The sequence below is a fragment of the Peribacillus butanolivorans genome, from assembly GCF_001273755.1.
Classification (GTDB): Bacteria; Bacillota; Bacilli; order Bacillales; family DSM-1321; genus Peribacillus; species Peribacillus butanolivorans.
This window is the reverse complement of record NZ_LGYA01000001.1, coordinates 897906-916856: the sequence shown is the minus strand read 5'-3', so window position 1 is coordinate 916856 and position 18951 is coordinate 897906. Positions and strand designations below refer to the sequence as shown.

General features: G+C 39.8%; 16 protein-coding genes. 7 read left to right on the top strand and 9 right to left on the bottom strand.

All coding sequences use genetic code 11. The features are described 5' to 3' along the window. Nucleotides 1-60 precede the first annotated feature (60 nt). From AKG34_RS04395 to AKG34_RS04380, 4 genes are all read right to left on the bottom strand, one after another. The gene (locus tag AKG34_RS04395) at nt 61-402 is read right to left on the bottom strand and encodes a YisL family protein (RefSeq protein ID WP_053344957.1); all 342 of its coding nucleotides are present in this window, start codon (nt 400-402) and stop codon (nt 61-63) included. 106 nt (nt 403-508) lie between these two features. Then, on the bottom strand, nt 509-1735 hold the full coding sequence (locus tag AKG34_RS04390) for a DUF418 domain-containing protein (RefSeq protein WP_083450671.1): 1227 nt from the start codon (nt 1733-1735) through the stop codon (nt 509-511). 62 nt (nt 1736-1797) lie between these two features. Then, nucleotides 1798-3072 carry an MFS transporter gene (locus AKG34_RS04385; protein WP_053344956.1) on the bottom strand — a complete coding sequence of 425 codons (1275 nt, stop codon included), beginning with the start codon at nt 3070-3072 and terminating at the stop codon, nt 1798-1800. A gap of 530 nt (nt 3073-3602) precedes the next feature. Continuing rightward, entirely contained in the window at nt 3603-5195 is a 1593-nt protein-coding gene (locus tag AKG34_RS04380; protein WP_053344955.1) for a long-chain-fatty-acid--CoA ligase, read from the bottom strand. 223 nt (nt 5196-5418) lie between these two features. On the opposite strand from AKG34_RS04380, the gene AKG34_RS04375 reads away from it, so the two are divergent. From AKG34_RS04375 to AKG34_RS04350, 6 genes are all read left to right on the top strand, one after another. Then, nucleotides 5419-5640, top strand: coding sequence for a spore germination protein (locus tag AKG34_RS04375; RefSeq protein WP_053344954.1), 222 nt, complete (start codon nt 5419-5421; stop codon nt 5638-5640). A gap of 27 nt (nt 5641-5667) precedes the next feature. Further along, entirely contained in the window at nt 5668-5865 is a 198-nt protein-coding gene (locus AKG34_RS04370) for a spore germination protein GerPB (RefSeq protein ID WP_053344953.1), read from the top strand. Between the two features lie 95 nt (nt 5866-5960). Continuing rightward, nucleotides 5961-6572, top strand: coding sequence for a spore germination protein GerPC (gerPC, locus tag AKG34_RS04365; RefSeq protein WP_053344952.1), 612 nt, complete (start codon nt 5961-5963; stop codon nt 6570-6572). Next, nucleotides 6562-6741, top strand: a complete 180-nt coding sequence (locus AKG34_RS04360; protein ID WP_053344951.1) for a spore germination protein GerPD — start codon at nt 6562-6564, stop codon at nt 6739-6741. Before gerPC ends, AKG34_RS04360 begins: the two co-directional genes overlap by 11 nt. 5 nt (nt 6742-6746) lie before the next feature. Next, on the top strand, nt 6747-7154 hold the full coding sequence (locus AKG34_RS04355) for a spore germination protein GerPE (RefSeq protein WP_053344950.1): 408 nt from the start codon (nt 6747-6749) through the stop codon (nt 7152-7154). Between the two features lie 21 nt (nt 7155-7175). Then, entirely contained in the window at nt 7176-7394 is a 219-nt protein-coding gene (locus AKG34_RS04350; RefSeq protein ID WP_053344949.1) for a spore germination protein, read from the top strand. Between the two features lie 44 nt (nt 7395-7438). On the opposite strand, the gene trpB is transcribed toward AKG34_RS04350, so the two are convergent. The 5 genes from trpB to AKG34_RS04325 all read right to left on the bottom strand — a co-directional run bounded on the left by trpB (nt 7439) and on the right by AKG34_RS04325 (nt 17472). Next, on the bottom strand, nt 7439-8599 hold the full coding sequence (gene trpB / locus AKG34_RS04345) for a tryptophan synthase subunit beta (RefSeq protein WP_053344948.1): 1161 nt from the start codon (nt 8597-8599) through the stop codon (nt 7439-7441). Nucleotides 8600-8854: 255 nt separating this feature from the next. Further along, nucleotides 8855-12580, bottom strand: coding sequence for a helicase-exonuclease AddAB subunit AddA (gene addA / locus AKG34_RS04340; RefSeq protein ID WP_053344947.1), 3726 nt, complete (start codon nt 12578-12580; stop codon nt 8855-8857). Next, nucleotides 12577-16068: a helicase-exonuclease AddAB subunit AddB gene (gene addB / locus AKG34_RS04335; RefSeq protein WP_053344946.1), complete on the bottom strand. Its 3492-nt coding sequence runs from the start codon at nt 16066-16068 to the stop codon at nt 12577-12579. Before addB ends, addA begins: the two co-directional genes overlap by 4 nt. Before the next feature lie 187 nt (nt 16069-16255). Continuing rightward, nucleotides 16256-16819, bottom strand: coding sequence for a signal peptidase I (gene lepB, locus AKG34_RS04330; protein ID WP_053344945.1), 564 nt, complete (start codon nt 16817-16819; stop codon nt 16256-16258). Between the two features lie 38 nt (nt 16820-16857). Further along, the gene (locus AKG34_RS04325) at nt 16858-17472 is read right to left on the bottom strand and encodes a TVP38/TMEM64 family protein (RefSeq protein ID WP_053344944.1); all 615 of its coding nucleotides are present in this window, start codon (nt 17470-17472) and stop codon (nt 16858-16860) included. A 292-nt stretch (nt 17473-17764) separates the two neighbouring features. Between AKG34_RS04325 and AKG34_RS04320 the strand changes: the two genes are divergently transcribed. Then, nucleotides 17765-18115 (top strand): YhjD family protein, encoded by a 351-nt coding sequence (locus tag AKG34_RS04320; RefSeq protein ID WP_053344943.1) that lies wholly within the window; start codon nt 17765-17767, stop codon nt 18113-18115. Nucleotides 18116-18951 lie beyond the last annotated feature (836 nt).

The window sequence follows — 18951 nt, the reverse complement described above, 5'->3', positions numbered from 1 at the left end:
TTTCGAGTATAAAAAAAACGGGCGAATGAGATATCCTCATTCACCCGTTTTCATTATGTCTTAAAAAAAGTCCATTCCTTGTGGAAGGGAGAGTCCTAAATAAAGGACGAAAATAAATGCAACGATGAACAATATCCACATTGCACTCGTGCCTTTTCCTTTTTTCGTACGGACCAACACCATTTCCATAGCGGCAATAACGATGATTCCGACAATCATTTTCACTGCGTAAACACCAAAATCTGTAATCAGCATTCCGCCAGTAAGGAAAATCAATAGATAGAATAAACGTGTTATCATATGTACCATTTTTGCTTTCGGATTTCCACTTTTAAGCATCGAATATGTGACAAAGAAAAGAATGATTCCGATAACCCAAGCTGTAATGTGTATATGAGTCATTTTTTTGCCCCCTCGTTCAGTTTCTATTTCATCATATCATAGGCCTTTACAAAAAAACAAAACTAAGGTTTCGCCTAATTAGTTAAAACCAACAATTTAATGAACATCATTTACATTTCTTCTCCACTAGTCCTCTCCGACTCATAATTGGTTTTTTACCATATGTAACAAAACGCCATACATATTCAACTGGTCCATATCTATACATTTTCATCCACAATAGGCTGAGTAGAATTTGAACGGAAAACACACCAAGAAGTAAGATAAACCCTGTTGTGTAAGAGACTGTGCCATATAAGCCTAGGCCATACGAGTAAAAAATGGACGTACAAACAATCGATTGAAATAAGTAATTACTCATCGACATCCTACCGACATACGAAAGCGCTTGGAACAGGCGAGAAGCTCTGGTTTTTTCAGCCAGCAGAGTAATCCCAGTGATATAAAACATCGTCAGCAGCGGTCCACCAAAATAATCCTGCACAAATATCGTGCCAAAATGGTATACCGTCACATATGGCAGAACCTTAATCGACAATCCTAATATCAAGCTTACGATCGATATCGCCTTCAATTGTCGTTTATACCGAACTGGATTATGTAGCCAGCCTTGCTTTGCTACGCCAGCACCAAGTAAAAAGAACGGAAAAATGGATAAAAAGAGGATAATAGCATTAAATGGGTTATTCACCCTATACCAATCTAGTGCCCTTTGACTTATTATTTCCGTAAATGTACCAGATTGATAAATTTGAAGAGACTGTTTCATCATCGTCAAATCAGTCGTAATCTCCATCTCTTCCCTATCAAAAACTCCTATAATAAGAAAAAGCGAGCCCAATATCGCAAAAGGGATGACATAAAAAAACGAGCCCAGCAAAATCAAATTCTTTCCCCGCACCTTATAAAAAAGTAAAAATGCAAATCCAAATATCGCATAATTAATAAGTATGTCCCCATGCCAGATGGCAAAGGCATGAATGCACCCAAGCATTAGTAGAAAAAAGAGTCTTTTCATATATAGGGAAGGAAATGAGACACCCTTTTCCTCACACCGTACCGCTAGTATGATTGCCCCGAAACCGAATAGAAACGCAAATAGCGGATAGAAACTGGCTTGCGCAACAATATCACTGAATCTGTACAAAATCCGGTCCCAACCTTCAGTCCATCGTTCAACACCATCTATATACAAGAGCGGAGAATGAAAAGAAGGCATATTCACTAAAAAGATCCCCAAAATGGCTAATCCTCGTAAAATATCAATGCTGACAATCCGTTTACTTTCCTGCAATGGAACCATCGTGTCCTTCACAGTTTTACCCTCTTTCATTCAGATTTAGCTCCAGTCCTTGTTGCAAGTACAGAATAAGAAATGGAGCGTACACGAATATTTTATAGCCTCATTGCATCATCTTTAACCAATAAATCCGATTTTTGTTTTTTTATTAGTATGACAAACAAGCTACCCAATACGCAAAAGATTCCTGCAAGAAAGAATGCCCATGTATAGGAGCTGAATATTTTAAAGATAAGTCCCCCGCCATACGCCGCCGCTGCTGCACCTGCCTGATGGGACGCGAATATCCAACCATATACAATTCCACTTTTCTCTATCCCAAAGACTTGTCTTGAGATGCTAATGGTTGGAGGTACAGTCGCTATCCAATCCAATCCGTAAAACACAGAGAAGATAATCAGTAGGATAATTGAGCCTTCTTGTAGCGCAAAAGGTAGTAATACGAGAGAAGCCCCCCTTAGACCGTAATACCAAAACAACAACCAACGGTTATCGAAACGATCTGATAACCAGCCAGATACAGTCGTACCAATTAGATCAAAGATTCCCATAAAAGAAAGCAGAGACGCAGCCGTAACAACAGGTAATCCAAAACTAATACAGTAAGAAATGAAATGAGTCCCTATCAATCCGCTCGTTGAAAGTCCACATATAAAAAAGCTTCCTGCTAATAACCAGAATTCCTTTACTCTCACTGCTTCAATTAAAGACTGGAAAGCCATAACAATGGGATTCATCTTTTGAACTAAATTAGCCTCTTGGCTTTCCTCTTCTAGTCCATATGGAAGAATGCCAACTTCCTTCGGGTTGTTTTTCATAAATAATAGGATGATTGCTAGCATGATTAAGCTAAGGACCATAATTAAGCCAATCGCCCATCTCCAAGAATAATTCTCTATAATAATGGCTAAAACAGGCAGTAAAACCAGCTGACCTGTAGCCGTACTTGCTGTTAATATCCCTACTGCTAGACCCCTTCGCTTCTCGAACCAACGATTCGCCACATATGGACTTAATACCGTTAAAAATAGTCCGGACCCTAATCCAATAATAATCCCCCAAATTAGAATTAGTTGCCACTCATGCTCCATGAAAAATGTGAGAAAAACCCCTGCCAATAAAGTTGACATGGCAAACACCATCATTTTCTTTAATCCAAGCACTTCAATTAAAGCGGCCATAAATGGGCCTGATAATCCATATAGAAAAAGACTTATCGCAAAGGCTAAAGAAATGACGGAACGATCCCATCCGAACTCATATTCAAATGGTACGATGAATACCCCTGATGATGACCTAACAATTCCCGCTACGATAATGGAGAAGAATGTAATGATTAAAATAATCCAGCTATAATGAAAACGATTCATGCCCACACCCACATTCTCAATAATTTGAAATATTTATAATATTAACACTATATAGTTCAACAGGAGCTTTTTTATTGAACAAATTCAAGGATAATATCTAATAAAATAAAGAATATTAGAAAAATGAGCTTAGAGGAATGGTTTACAATTATACTTTGGAAAATTGCCAATAGGTTAAAATTACCTTTATTTTACTAATTGAATAGGAGCTTTCTGATACAAAGATTGTTTTACATGCAGGGAAATGTTGGGCCGCTAAAGTGGTCATAGGTGCCATTCCTACTGTACATTATAAAAGGGATTTTGATATTCGAAAGAGAGTATGTATATTTTTTTGTGAGGCACTTTCTCTAACTATTTAGAATAGGAAACAAATAATCAAGCTGGAAACACAATTAAAATAAGTGCAGATCCTCCCAATTTTATTTCATTTTCCAACTTCCACATCTCTGGATCTATAATACAATTTAGCAGTGTTAGTCGTCGAACATGAAAAAACGCTGCCCATCACTGAGCAGCGTTTACGAGCATTAATTAACGAATCTACCTGATTTTCCTTTAGCTTCCCAATAATCATTACGAAGATGGATTTTTTGTATTTTTCCGGATGCCGTTTTTGGCAGTTCCTTAACGAAAGTTACACTGGTGACTGACTTGAAGTGAGCTAATTTTTCTCGTGTATAGGTCTTGATATCCTCTTCGGTTAATTCCACCCCCGATTTTAGCACAATAAAGGCATGTGGCGTCTCTCCCCATTTTTCATGAGGAACGGCTATGACTGCCGCCTCAAGAATATACGGGTGTTCATATAGTATTCCCTCGACTTCAATGGAAGAGATGTTTTCTCCTCCGCTTATAATTATATCCTTCTTACGATCGACGATATCGACATTCCCATCCTTATCAATTGTCGCCATATCTCCTGTGTGCAACCAGCCATTTTTCAGTGCCTGCATGGTCGCTTCTTCATTTTTCCAATAACCTAACATTACCCCGTGACTGCGGATAATGAGCTCCCCGATATCCACGCCATCATGAGCTACTTCCTCACCGCTGTCATGAATAACCTTTACTTCACTGCCTATGATAGGATAACCGGCTTTCGCTTTCATTTTGTATTTTTCTTTTTCAGAAAGATCGTCGAATTCAGAACGAATCAATGAAATCAAACTAATCGGGGTTGATTCAGTCATTCCGTATATTTGGATAAATTCCCACCCTAGCTCTTTTTCTACCCTTGTGACAAATGCAGGCGGCGGAGCGGAACCCGCAACAACTATACGGATATCCTGCTCTAATGTGGGCACATTCTGTTCATAATATTGAAACAATGAATTAAGAACAGTTGGTGCCATATGCATAATGGAAACCTTATGCTTTTCAAGCGCATTAAATATCAATTCAGGGGTAGTTTTTCTTAAACAAACTTGAGTGGAACCATTGGCCGTATAATAAAATGGAGCACCCCAGCCATTCACGTGGAACATTGGCAGAACGTGCAAATATGTATCGCGATCATTAACTCTGATATGATGCATCGCACCTAGTGCATGCAAATAGTTATTGCGGTGAGTCAGCATGACCCCTTTAGGGTTACCGGTCGTTCCGCTTGTATAAAGGAGACTCGAAACATCATTTTCATCAACTTGCTCCCGATCGAAGCTCTCTTTATCAAAATGCTCCAACCATTTGTTGTAATCGGTTTCATTTATTTCTTCCTCTTTATAGTGCACAATGATATGTTCCACTGATTCAAGTTGGTCCTTAACAGATGAAATAAGATGGTACAAATCCTGGTCTACGAAAAGCACCTTGGACTCACTATGATTCAAAATGAATACATAATCAGCAGGAGTTAACCGGATATTCAAAGGAACAATTACGGCTCCAAGTTGAAATACCCCATAAAAGCCCTCAAGCATTTCAATCGAATTCGGTGCCAAATAAGCCACTTTATCTCCCTTTTTAATTCCAATATCCCTTAACCCATTAGAAAGCTGGTTGACACGGCCATTTAACTCCAAGTACGTTAAGAGCTTATCATCTCCAATAATAGCTTTCTTATCGCCATAAAGTAAGGCTGCTCGATCCAAAAAATGCGATAATACCAAAGGTACGTTCATCTCATCACCTCTTATTTTATTTGAAAATTGCGAATTTATCATTATATTACCATATCTGTATCTTATTATCCAATGACATTTATCACTGTTCTATAACAATGTGAAATAGACAGATGAATCACATCAAAAAGGAAACAACATACAATACATTGAAACTTCCAACAATAAGGTAGGCTTACTGCCTATGCACTCGGGAAAAAACAGAAAAAAAGGGTGATTTTTCATGCCGGCTATCGTAGGAGTTGTTCAAGTTATTAACGTCGGTAGCAGTGGAGTTGTCCATATTGGCGACGTCTTTAAGATAAGTCCATATACCACTGCAAAAACATTTGCAGGTGCTGGCTCTTTTAATACAGGGGAATCCATTTCACTATATAATGCCTACAGTACCACAAATACGTATGATTCTGATGGTGTTGATCAGCCATTGGTATTAAATCTCTAGCCGTATTATTTTAGAAAGGAGGTCACCATGATCTTCAATATCCACCAAACAATTCAAATCAATATGATAAAAATTGAAAGCATAGCCAATTCATCCGTTTTTCAAATAGGCAGCGCCGGAGTGATTAAACCATACTCCGCATTAGCCAATACCGGCGGATACACTGAAGCCGCTCCTCAGATTGGGGCTGATGTAGTTCCAGAACCTAGTTTCGTCCCACTTTAGACCTCCTAATTCATAGGCATTCACCTACATCTATCAAATTTCATATACTGTCATATATAAAATTTATCATCAGAATAAAGGTGAGGTGTTGAATCGTGAATCATGATTTATATTCATATTCCATACAAATGCAGCGTTTTCTTGATGCCCAGGATAAGCGGATTATGAAACTTGAACACGAACTCAAACGCCTGACAGATGAACTTGCCGAGTTGAAAAAAAAACCGCCAATCCACGTTGATAAAATTGAATATAAATTTGATCAATTAAAGGTCGAATCTTTAGATGGAACGCTGAATATCGGTTTAAACCCTAATGATTTAAATAACATTGATGAATTTGCTGTAAATAACCAAGCGGTCCCACCTGCACCTTATCTATTTCCTGGCCGGGAGATTGTCGCACAGGAAATCTACAACGAGATTCTTTCAGACTTAGAAAATATGATCAGTGATACGGAAGGACAATTGAAAATATCACTTGAACCTGCCTATCACGACTTCATGAGACAGGATGTGGAGCGCCAGCTACATCAACGCATCAACATGTATTTTGATAACCTTACGTTTCCAGAACGCGCACCGCAGCAGCGGGATAACGTTAAAGAAAAAATCAGAGAAAAAGTAAAGTCTGATATTCAGGCAGCTTTGATTCAATTCATTACCAATTCACAAGCCGAGACAGGAGGAAATCCAAATGGAGTTTAATGTAATCAATCACCAGCTTTGTGTCGGCGATATTAAAATTATCGGGGTAGCAAGCTCTGCTTTATTTCTCATTGGGGACGTTCAAACCGTCCAACTATCTTCCGCATTCGATACACCCCCGGAATCTTTTATCGTCGGACCATTCGTTCCGCTTGCTCCAAAAGGATAAAAGACATGTTTTCAAGAATATCAAAAGTAAAGTCCATTTCTAACAAGACGTTAATATTCAGTTCCACCATACAAATCGGAGACTGTTCTTATATTGACGGAAATTCACAAGTATTGGCAATTCAGAAGAGAAGCGATAATTTCCAGCCACAAGAATTTCAATTCAGCGATTTCAGCATCTTTAAGAGGCCCCTCTATATTCCGAGGATTGATGAACCTTTTCTTCCACAATTTTCAAACCCTAATCCCTTTATCCGTGTTGGCAATGTCCACATTATTGGGATATCAACTTCATCCTTTGTCGGTGTGGGGAATGTCGGCCATATACGCATGGAATCCAGAGTGCATCACACTCGACAGATTCCTAAAAAAAATGAAGAGACACAAAACGAGAATGGATCGAATGAAACTTAAAATGAAAAAGGAGGAATTCATATGCCAGCCATTGTCGGCCCAGTTCAAGTATTTAATGTAGCGGATGGAAATCTATTATTCGGTGATGCAGCCGTCATTTCGCCGAAATCTTCCAACAAAACTGTCACCGGCTCCGGCTCAGCGAACACAGCTGCAATCGTCTTTACGGCCAGTGGGCTGAACGGAAACAATATCCTTGATGTCAATGGAGTCGATCAACCCATTACAGGGAATAATTAGCCAAACAAAAGCCTCCTATTTCCAGGAGGCTTTTAAAATTTCACCTATTTTAGCATTTTAAATACTTGCTCTACATCTTTATCACCGCGTCCTGATAAATTAACAATTAGTATGTCATCCTTTGTTAACTCTTTTGCCAATTTCAGCGCGTGCGCTACAGCATGAGAGCTTTCGAGAGCCGGAATAATCCCTTCTGTTTTGGACAAAATTTGAAAGGCCTCAAGAGCTTCTTCACCTTTTATTGTTACATACTCCGCTCGACCACTATCCTTCAAGAAGCTATGTTCCGGACCCACACTTGGATAATCCAAACCTGCAGCAATCGAAAAAGTTGGCTGTGGGTCTCCCTTTTCATCCAATAACGTCAAACTTTTAAATCCATGCAATACTGCCGGTACACCTTGTGAAATACTTGGGGCTTCAGCCGGTTCGACACCAACTAAACGGACATTTTCTTCATCGATATAGTGAGTAAAGGCACCGATGGCATTACTTCCACCACCCGCACAGGCAATAATCGCAGTAGGCAGCTTGCCTTCTTTTTCAAGAATCTGGCGTTTTGATTCTTCACTTATGATTGCTTGAAAATGCTTGACGATAGATGGATAAGGGTGTGGCCCTACAGCTGAACCAAGTAAATAAAAAGTATTTTTGTAGTTTTGGACCAAGTCATTTAACGCCTCATCAACAGCATCCTTTAATCGTCCTTGTCCTTTTTCGACTGCAACAACCTTGGCACCCAACAATTCCATCCGAAAGACATTCAGCGCTTGTCTCTCTGTATCTAGCTTGCCCATATAGATAACACACTCTAAACCAAACATCGCACAAGCTGTCGCAGTCGCTACACCGTGCTGCCCCGCTCCTGTTTCTGCGATGATGCGTTTAGCACCCATCCGTTTAGCCAGCAGGATTTGGCCAATCGCATTATTGATTTTGTGAGCACCCGTATGATTTAGGTCTTCACGCTTTAAATAAATTTTGGCTCCACCCATCTTTTTCGTTAAATTTTGTGCATAGGTTAAAGGATTTTCACGTCCTACATATTCTTTTAGATAGTATTGAAACTCCTCTTTAAATTCCGGATCATCTTTATATTTCAAGAATTCTGCTTCTAAAATATCCATAACTTGTTGAAGTTCTTCCGGTACAAAGCTTCCCCCGAACTCACCAAAATATCCTCTACTCTCCATCCTACTCGTCATACTCAACTCTTCTCCTTTAAAAAGGTATTTTATAATTAGTATATAGCAATCTTGCAACATTTTTCAAACAATTCTGTTTTATTATTTTAGTAAAAAGAGTGCCTTAGTATTATCACCTACTGTCTACCTATGTGGGGATTTTTATATGGCATTTTCAAAAAAAACGGTCTTTCCCCGATTGAATACCGAGAAAAGACCGTAGCTTAATCTATTCTTTTTTCATTGTCTATTTTCCAGGGTTTTACGCACTTCTCTTTATACTTCCAATAAATGCGCTCCATCGAAGAAAAATAAATAACGGCTCGTTACTTTTTTATTTAATATTCCTTCGACAGCACTTGTGTAAAGCTGTAGCTGCATCCGGTATCGATCGGCAAGAATCTCTTTTGCCCCTTCATACCCACTAGCAAAACGACCGGTTATTGTATCCGTTTTATAATCAAGCAACACAAGCCCTTGTTCATCCTCAAAAATACAATCAATAACACCCTGAATCAGAATTTCCTCTTCTCCAGTTGCCCAATCACTGTAAGCCTCTTTAGCCGGCAATGACATTGTAAATGGCACTTCACGGCGAATACTTTGAGCCTTCTGCATTCTTTGACCGATATCACTGTCAAAGAAATCAACAATCGTATCCGGATTCACAGCTTCTTTCTGTTCGTCGGTCAACAACTCGCGTTGAATCAGTTCAACCATCAATTGCTGAATCGATTGAATGGTAATCTCGTTTGATAAATCGATATGCTGCATGACTAAATGGGTAATCGTTCCTCTTTCAGCAGGAGTTAGTGACTTTTCTTGCATAAAAGTCGGACGCTTCGTGATTGGCCGCTTAAATTTTCTCAACAACTCTGTGGAACTTTGCTCATCCTTCAGTTCATATTGACGTTTTAGTTCAGAAACGGACTGCTTGGAACGATGCACGGAAGCCTCATGTTCTGGGTACTCCCATTTAAGCTGTTCCTTGATATCCTGAGAAAACTCGGAAACCATTTCGACCTTCTCTGACTTCTGAACATGCTCTAGTAATTGCTCTTGTGCGAGTGCCTCTTCATCATCCAGAACTGCCAGCTCTTCACTAGGAATGACAGAGATGGACCAATTTGATGGATGTGACTCCATTTCCCAGCCAAGACCAGCTGCCCCCTGAAAGTCTCTATGACGGACAAGGGATGGACCGATCCAATCAAGATAGCTTTTTGCACCAGCTCGTACATAGTCCTTTAATAACCAATCACCGTGTGTCGCATTACTTGCCCAATTATGCTGCATTTTTTCTGCATCACTGATACTGGCAATTAAATACAGCTTTTCCTTAGCCCTTGTAAGCGCAACATAGAGGACACGCATCTCCTCTGCAATTAATTCAAGCTGCTTCTTCTTCTTAAAAGCCAACTGTGGAAGGGATGGATACGTTATCCGCAATTCAGAATTCACATACTTAGCCGCAAAACCATAATCCTTATCCAGTAAATAAGGCTTTCGTAAATCCATCATATTGAATTGTTTTGAAAGTCCGGCAATAAACACAATCGGAAACTCCAGACCCTTTGAGGAGTGAATCGTCATCAGGCGGACTACATCTTCCTGTTCACCTAAAGCCCGAGCTGCCCCTAAATCATCACCACGTTCCTGCATTCTATCAATGAAACGCAGAAAACGAAACAGACCACGGAATGAACTCGCTTCATATTGCCTTGCCCTGTCGTACAATGCCCTTAAATTGGCCTGACGCTGTTTGCCACCCGGCATTCCTCCTGCAAAATCATAGAACTGAGTTTCACGATACAGCAACCAGATTAAGTCGGACAACGCCTCCTGCCTGGCAAGCTTTCGCCACTTTACTAGCTTTTTATAAAATGATGAAGCCTTTTCATAAAGCCCAGGATGCTCATCTGAGTCACTCTTTCTGTAAAAATCAGCTAATGCTTCATAATAGCTACCTGTATGGAATAAACGGACCTGCGACATTTCTTCTTCATCCATCCCGACGATAGGTGAACGCAGAACGGAAGCCAAAGGAATATCCTGCTGGGGATTATCAATCACTTTTAATAAGGAAATCATGATTGCTACTTCTGTCGCCTCAAAATATCCTGATGACAAGTTAGCATAAACAGGAATCCCCTGCTTCTTAAATTCTTCCATAATTTGCGGTGCCCATGGCATAGAACGAAGGAGAATGACCATATCACGATAAGTCGCAGAACGGTATTGTTGGGTTTTCATATCAAATATCTGATGCTTTTCGTTTATAGTCTTTTTAATGAGCTTGGCCATCAATCTTGCTTCGAGTTGAGCCTTTTCAAGTTCCTCGGCCTCGAATCCGATTTCCGACTCTTCTGTTTCTGTATGGGATTCTGCTCCATCAATTAAATGGAGTTCAATAGGGTTTGGTTTGTCTTCGGGATACGGCGCTCCTTTTTTCAACTGGGCGTCCTCATCATAATTAATCTCACCGACTGTAATCCCCATCAGCTGTTGAAATAAGAAGTTCGTTCCATCGAGAACTTCCTTACGGCTCCGGAAATTCCGATTTAAATCGATCCTCAGACCGGATTCGTTCCCATCATGGGTAAAGCGTGTGTACTTTCCAAGGAAAAGATTAGGTTCTGCAAGCCTGAATCGGTAAATCGACTGTTTGACATCGCCCACCATAAACAGATTCCCACTATATTCTCCATCTGCCGTCACCAGTTTTAAAATTGATTCCTGAACTAGATTCGTATCCTGATATTCATCGACAAGTACCTCTTTAAACTGTTTCCGATATTCAATAGCGGCTGCTGATGGCTTTCGTTCACCATCTACGGTTTCCTCTGTCAAGATTTGAAGACAGTAATGCTCCAAATCAGCAAAATCGACCAAGTTTTTTTCCGCTTTTGCGGCGAAGAATCTTTCGTCAAACTGTTTAACGAGCATAACCAGGGTATCGACATATCCCTTCAGTTCTCTTATATCACGTAGATAACTTTCGGGCTTACGAGAAAATAACTCTTCCTGCAACGATTTTATAATTTTCTTTGCCTTATCACGATATTTGGTAGCCTCATCCGCAATATCTTTGATAAAGTCTGCTCCCGTGCAGCGTTTTGCCGTACCAAACTTCACGTTTTGGATTTCTTCATAAAGAGCGTTCCAAGAGTGATCTTTAACTCCCGATAATTTGGCAACAAGATCAAGGTCAGCTAAATAATTCTCTGCCCTTGGTGCTGGCCCCCCTGGTACCTTTGTCAGTTCGAGGGAGCGCTCCAATAAATCCTTGGCTGTATCCAACTGCAAACCAATATCGAATTTCAAGGACTCGATAAATGTAAGATCGTCTATTCCTGTATCATCAGCCAGATCATACATGGCAGCGGCACTATTTAGCCATTGATTTGGATCTGGATTCGATCGCGAAAAATCATAGAGAGATCGGACTATATTCTGAAGTGCATCGTCGTTTCGATCACTTGTAAAAGCATCAACCAAATTAAAGAACTCTTCATTATCACTCTGACCATACTGCTCTTCGAAAAGCACCTCCATTACTTCATCACGTAATAGCTGTGCTTCTGTAGAGTCCGCAATTCGAAAGCCTGGGTCGATTTCCGTCAGATAATAATACTTCCTAATCACCTCTAAGCAAAAAGAGTGAAGCGTGGAGATCGAAGCTCGATTAATCAAGCTCAACTGCTTACGCAGATGCTGTGAATGCGGATTTTCATTAATCGCTTTTTCTAATGCCTCGCTGACCCTGTGACGCATCTCGGCAGCCGAAGCATTCGTGAATGTCACAACAAGGAGTTCATCAACATCAATCGGATCATCTTCTGAAACAACCTTTTGAATAATTCGATTGACTAGCACCGCAGTTTTCCCTGAACCTGCCGCCGCTGCAACCAGAATGTCCTGATTTTTAGCCCAAATCGCTTTCCATTGATCTTCCGTCCAAGTAACGTCACCCGGAAGCGCAGGAATTATTGTTTTGCTCATCTTTCACCCTCCCCTCTTAATAAATCCAGAACATCATTTTGTTTCTTCTGTGCTAAATTCCTAAATTGATTCTCCTCCAAAGACTGATCGAATTGACATACTGATTTAAACGAACAGAAGGTACATGGGGTTTTTTCCTTTAATTTATATGGTGTGATATCTACGTCACCATCGACCATTCGATCACCAGCCTCCTGATAGACCCGGCGTACGTGATGATTCAAAAGTGAAAACTCTTCCCTACTCGCAACTTTGGAAGCTGCTAAAAGCGATCCATCCTTTTTAAATCCAGCTGGAATGATGTCAGATTTACTGGAAGTCTCTATATCAAGCGATGTATCCATCATCTGAATAACATTTGTATGATCTAATACAAGTCCATTCATTTTAAAGCTCTTATAGATCTCTTCCTCAATTTTATCCAAACTGAGCATACCCTTTGATTTAACAACCGGATTATGAACATGAAAATACAAAACACCGGCTGGAATCGCTTCTTTGCCGATAAGTGAATGGGAGTGGGTAACGACGATATCGAGATATGTCAGCATTTGCAGAGCAAGTCCATAGTACACTTCACTCATGTTTAGCTCCTTTTCACTCGATTTATAATCGAGCACACGCAAATAGACACCCTCACCTTCTTCCGCTTTATCAACGCGATCAATCCGCCCAATTAATTCCATTTCCGTGCCGTTTTTCAGTGTGAACGAAAGTGGCGGCAGCTCTCCATTTTTCCCGAAGCCAAGTTCCAATCCTATTGGAGCAAATCCGCTCACCTTGGCATGTTCACTTAAGACGATTGATGCCCGCCCAATTACATGTTCCAATTTCCTTCGCAAATAATGATGCCGGTTCGTACTTAACAAAATCTGATTTTGAAGCTTTGGAGCAAGCCTTTCCACTGCGTTTCTAGCCAATTCCAAGCATTGCTCTTTTGTCAATGAAGACCAAGGAATATCATTTTCCTTTAAATAATCCGAAATCATTTTTAGCGCTCCATGGAACATTTCACCAATATCCGGTGCATCCAGACGGAAAATCTGCCTTTCCCTTAATTTCAAACCATGAGCAGCGTAATGGGAAAACGGGCAGCTATTAAACATTTCCATCCGCGATACACTTGTAAGAATGCTTTCACCATATAATTGCTTACTTGTTTCTTCAGATAATTTCTTCGTTTTATTTTGGTAAAAAAGACTCGATAATACCTTAGCTGCTGCGGGACCAACCATTTCATCTTCAATAATGGTATTGTATACATCCCACCAGAGTGAATGGATGGGGTAGTTTCGTTTTTTCAACTGCAATTGGGCAGCCAGATAAGACAGGGCCACATCATAATTCGCGGCATACTTCACCTGCTCCTCAGCAGGCAGGTCCGATGGGTCGTTCATATAAAAAGAATCGGTAACGTGCGGCAGGACGTCCCTTACCCTCTTTAAATAAGAAGAGGGTAAGAGAGCTTTTCCTTCCTCATCGGCAAGCGGATACGATAAATAGAGCGCTTCAGCCGGTGTAGTAAATGCTTTATACGCTGTAAACTCTTCATCCAAGAGGCGAACCTTCGAACTTGGGGCAACGTCAAGTCCACTTGCCAAAAGCGTTTCGCGATCACTATCGGAAAATACTCCATCAGATACAGCTTTTCCTGGCAAGACCCCTTCATTTAGACCAATGACAAAAGCTGTCTTAACATCATCAAGACGAGATAGATCAAGATTAGCGACAAGCACTTGGTCAATTGCCGGCGGTACTAAAGAAAATTCAAGGGACTCCAGACCTGCTTCAATGATTACCGCAAACTGTTTCATAGAAAGCTCTTCTTCGCTTAACAGCTCGACGAATTGATCTAACAGGTCGACGACTGCATTCCACGATTGTTCATGCTCTCTAGCTGAAACCAAATCTCCTGCTTCTTCGGCCTCCAGCTTTAGCTTTTCCAATTTTTCCGGTACATGTAATTCTTCAAGATATAGATAAAGGGCTTCGCATATTTCTCTACCATTTTGAGACTTTTTCACTCGTTTTGAGAGCTTCAAAATGGGCTCAGTAAATAATTGCTTCAGCTCATTCAGTTCCTGCTCAAGCTTCATTTCCTTATCCGTTTGGGCTCGGTCTTCGAGCTCCAGTCCACGGAAGCGGCGGTAGGTCCATCGGTCTTTAGAAGTCCACTTACCTCCTTTAATCCCACGAGCAAGCACATAATTTTCAAGCTTATCTACCTGCTCACGCATTCGGTCGTGGCTTTTTTGAAGCGGGAATAGTAGCTCCGTTTTGATTGCCCGAAATACAGGTTCATAACGCCAATAGCCATTTATGATCTCCAATGTCGATCGAATCAGTTCAATCAGGGGATGATTGAGCATAGTTCGTTTAGAATCCACGAACAGTGGAATTTTATAATCCCGAAAAACTGTTTGTAAAATATCTTCGTATGCTTCTCCATTGCGAACTAAAATCGCAATATCCCGAAAGCGGTGCTGTTTTTGTCTGACAAGTGTCAAGATGTTCCGGGCGACCCCTTCAATTTCAGCCCTGCGGTTAACTGCCTGAGCAATCGTTACTTCAGAGGGGTTCTCAAAAATTCGCGCAGGACGTTGGGCAAAATAGGTTTCCAGATGATTCAGCCCCGGACTCCCACCAAACCTTGCTGTACCGTTTAGAATGCGATCTTCTGCTATTGGAATTCCAGCCCTTAATCCCGCTTGATAAAGCTGATGATACAGATTCCCTGTTTGCCTGAAAAGCTGCAGATCATCAGGCGCATATTGTCTGTAGGGCTGATCTAATGTCAACGCAATTGTTACACTCTTGCACAGCTTCATCATTTCTTCTACAATCAATAATTCCTGTGGTGTCAAGCTGTAAAAACCATCGATGTAAATATCCGAGTCTCTTATATATGAAGACTCTGACATTTTTTCTATAAGTAAAGTAAAATAGTCTTCAGAATCTAAATATTTTCCAATCATTTCATCCTCAAAAGCCTGATAAACCAGTTCAAGGTCATGTAGTTTATCCTGAATTCCATTGCCTCCCGGTGATGTTTCGGTCAAATAGTTTTGAATGTCATCCGGTTGGATGGAATATTGCTTGAATTCAGCCAGTATTTGTTCCATTTGAGCAATGAATCCCTGCTTATCAGCAGATCGGCGAAACATTTTCAAATCTTCTTTTTTATCATCCATAATCTTTCGTATCAACATATTAACGCCAACACTGTCCAAATGAAGACGGCTCATTCCGCCAGTTTCCTGCAGAACGCGCCAAGCTAGCCTACTAAAACTGAATACCTGTGTCCGTATCATTCCAGCGAGGCCTGGCGTTTTAATTAATTTATATTCCGATAGAAACGTCATCTGATCAGGAACGAGGTAAATTATTGGATTGCCTTCGGGGTCCTTATCCAATCTGGAGCGAATTTCGTCCAAAACATTCGAAGTTTTCCCTGCACCCGATCTTCCTAGTAAAAAACGTAGTGACATCTTTTTCCCCCTTATACAACATAATATCTAGACCTATCATACCAGAAATACTGCCGTCTTTTTGACATGGTTTCTGTTTCCAGTTTCGATTTGTTTCCTATTATTTTACCGTTTCCTTAATAATACCAATCGTACGTTCGTGTTTTAATCAAAAGAAAAAGCCCTCAATAATTTCGGGCTTCCGCAATCATTCACCTTTAAACTGCAAATTAAATTCTTTGATTGGCCAATATCGCACATCAACTTTACCAACTACATTTTCAACTGGTATGTAACCAAAGTGGCGGCTGTCCGCACTTTCAAGACGATTATCCCCCATGACAAACAGCTTGCCATCTGGGACAGTGGTCGTATCAGTGATTTCTTTTAATGTAAAATCACCCGTAAAGTTCTGCCCCGGGAACCCCTCCTTAAACTTCTCAAGATAAGGCTCATTCACTTTCTCACCATTTACATAAAGCCAATCATCCTTGTAACGAATGCGGTCACCTGCAATCCCTATAACTCGTTTAACATAATCTTCGTGTGAATTCGCATGAAAAACAATTATGTCAAATCGGTTGATATCCCTGATTTGATAATTAATTTTATTCACTACAAGTTTGTTACCTTCTTCAAGTGTCGGCTGCATCGACTCCCCTTCAACATCATAGCTTGAAAAGAAAAATGTACGGATTAAGATGTAAATAACAAAAGCAATCATGGCTGCTTTTACCCAGTCGGATAAAGAATTTCTGTTTGTTTTTTCCATCTATTTCAACCCCTACTGCTGCATTTATATTCTAATACTTATTTCCCTTCTTCTCTCTTCATGCTTCTATTTATCCGGACCTCCAGTCTTTTTCCTACATACCATAGGATAAAAATGACAATACCTATGATGATTGTACGCACAGGCTTATGAATAAGGGATACAAGATCATACCCTACGAAGCTAATCGTAAAGATCATCACTGCTTTCCCTCCTATGACAGCTAGTCCATATTGCAACGGGCTGACCTTTGAAAGCCCCGCCACTATGTTCACAATAGCTGATGGTGTAAAAGGGAAGCAGAGCAGTATAAACAGAGGTCCGAATCCATGATTTTCTACCCAAACCATTAGCCTTTGCACCTGTTTATGTTTCTGCAAAAGTCGAAAAAGCCTCATTTGACCATATCTTCTAATAACTAAAAAGATCAGAAAAGCTCCCGCTACCGCCCCAATCCAAGAAAATAAAAAACCCCACCAGAGACCAAAAGCCGTTGCATTAGCGAGTACAAACACAACTAAGGGTAAAAAGGGCAAAAAAGCTTCCAGCATCGGTAGCAAAATTCCCGGGATTGGACCGAATGAGCGATATTGCTGAATAAGTGCCGATATATTATCAAGTGTAAACCACTCACGTATAGTATCCAAGTCCATAATTATCTCCCTCGACATGCCGACTATTAAAGCAGCATAAACTTATTAAAAAGCTGTTCTATTTTAGATATATCACTTTCCTCTGAAATTGCAAGAATTATTAACCATATATAATCATACTTTCCCTATCTCAGGAAAACATAATCTTATTAACAAAAATTTCATCATTTCAACAAACCGCTTGCATATCAGCTGATAATCCATTAAGATGGATTAAAGAACGTATGTTCTCGTTTGTATGAAGCATACATATTAATATGAAAACCTGCTTTTTTAGAAAGGAGCGGTCATGATGACCCGCATTCCAGAGGATGACCGAAATATGATTGAAAAAGCCATCTACCTTCCTATGGTGATTACAGTCTTAAACCGGGATCTCAAGGTCATCGAAATAAGTCCGTTTAAATTAAAAAGGCCCTATTCAGAACTAGTGGAACTTGTTTTAAAAGCCGTTCAGGAAGAGCTTGCCGAGGTGCGGCGCTATTTGCGTAAGGAGAATATTAAGGTAAGTGAAATTAAACGCGATGAATCCTTTACGATGTATTGTTTTTTATATAAAGGATACGAGGAACATCATAATTATTTCAATCCCCGCCTTCGCAACAAAACCGAAGACTTATTGTGTAATTACTTTTTCGAATGAAGTCACCGCCCCAAGAAAATTTAGCGGAATTAGCTTAGTTCAGACGTCCTCCTAAAACTATAAAGGGAATGATAGATAATTTCTTTCACTGCCTTTAAGGAATATGGAAGTATAACCAAAAATAAAGTTGATAAGACCACTATCTCAGTTTTATCAACTTACCCTTTAACCTTTGGCTATTCCACCTCTCAATCCTAATCTATATAATTCAATCCTCTCTTTCTTTGTATCTATCTGGAATTTTATTTTTCCATATTTTCATAAATTCTTATTCTCGAATTCCATATCCTTTTCATTTGGCTTATCAAAAATATAAAAGTGTTGAAGAACTGTTGTATCTTTCTTTATCAAAACACTAGTAACATTCCCAACTATTTCAATCTCTCGTATTCACCTTCCATCACTTTTTGAACAACATCTATATTTTCTCCTAGCTTTAATAGATAACAGGTGCTATGAAATATTACTTCTCGATTAAGGCATAACCTATGTAATCAAGAGCATACTGAATATCCTTCACCATTTTAGTTTTGAGATTTTTTAAATCAACATTATTTACCTGCTCCTAAGCAAAGGTTGGAGTAACACCCGTTATTTAGTCGCTTACTGATTAAGGCAAACATTTTCGAGGACACAGATCGCAACGAATATTAGGTAGGGCTCGTATGCTCATAATTAATTGTCAGTTAAATCACCCCAATATAAAGATAACCCCGCCTTATACATTTTATATACCTTTTTTCAATAATATCATTTTAGGGTTAACTCGACATTTTTACAAAGAATGTTATAAGTATATATTAGGAACAAATGGATATATTATCTATTATTTTATA

Bases quoted from the DNA above. Each gene is read 5' to 3' on its own strand.
- addB (WP_053344946.1), bottom strand. From the start codon at position 16,068: ATGTCACTACGTTTTTTACTAGGAAGATCGGGTGCAGGGAAAACTTCG.
- AKG34_RS04370 (WP_053344953.1), top strand. From the start codon at position 5,668: ATGATCTTCAATATCCACCAAACAATTCAAATCAATATGATAAAAATT.
- AKG34_RS04320 (WP_053344943.1), top strand. From the start codon at position 17,765: ATGACCCGCATTCCAGAGGATGACCGAAATATGATTGAAAAAGCCATC.
- AKG34_RS04350 (WP_053344949.1), top strand. From the start codon at position 7,176: ATGCCAGCCATTGTCGGCCCAGTTCAAGTATTTAATGTAGCGGATGGA.
- lepB (WP_053344945.1), bottom strand. From the start codon at position 16,819: ATGGAAAAAACAAACAGAAATTCTTTATCCGACTGGGTAAAAGCAGCC.
- addA (WP_053344947.1), bottom strand. From the start codon at position 12,580: ATGAGCAAAACAATAATTCCTGCGCTTCCGGGTGACGTTACTTGGACG.
- AKG34_RS04355 (WP_053344950.1), top strand. From the start codon at position 6,747: ATGTTTTCAAGAATATCAAAAGTAAAGTCCATTTCTAACAAGACGTTA.
- AKG34_RS04375 (WP_053344954.1), top strand. From the start codon at position 5,419: ATGCCGGCTATCGTAGGAGTTGTTCAAGTTATTAACGTCGGTAGCAGT.
- AKG34_RS04385 (WP_053344956.1), bottom strand. From the start codon at position 3,072: ATGAATCGTTTTCATTATAGCTGGATTATTTTAATCATTACATTCTTC.
- trpB (WP_053344948.1), bottom strand. From the start codon at position 8,599: ATGACGAGTAGGATGGAGAGTAGAGGATATTTTGGTGAGTTCGGGGGA.
- AKG34_RS04395 (WP_053344957.1), bottom strand. From the start codon at position 402: ATGACTCATATACACATTACAGCTTGGGTTATCGGAATCATTCTTTTC.
- AKG34_RS04325 (WP_053344944.1), bottom strand. From the start codon at position 17,472: ATGGACTTGGATACTATACGTGAGTGGTTTACACTTGATAATATATCG.
- AKG34_RS04390 (WP_083450671.1), bottom strand. From the start codon at position 1,735: ATGAAAGAGGGTAAAACTGTGAAGGACACGATGGTTCCATTGCAGGAA.
- AKG34_RS04380 (WP_053344955.1), bottom strand. From the start codon at position 5,195: ATGAACGTACCTTTGGTATTATCGCATTTTTTGGATCGAGCAGCCTTA.
- AKG34_RS04360 (WP_053344951.1), top strand. From the start codon at position 6,562: ATGGAGTTTAATGTAATCAATCACCAGCTTTGTGTCGGCGATATTAAA.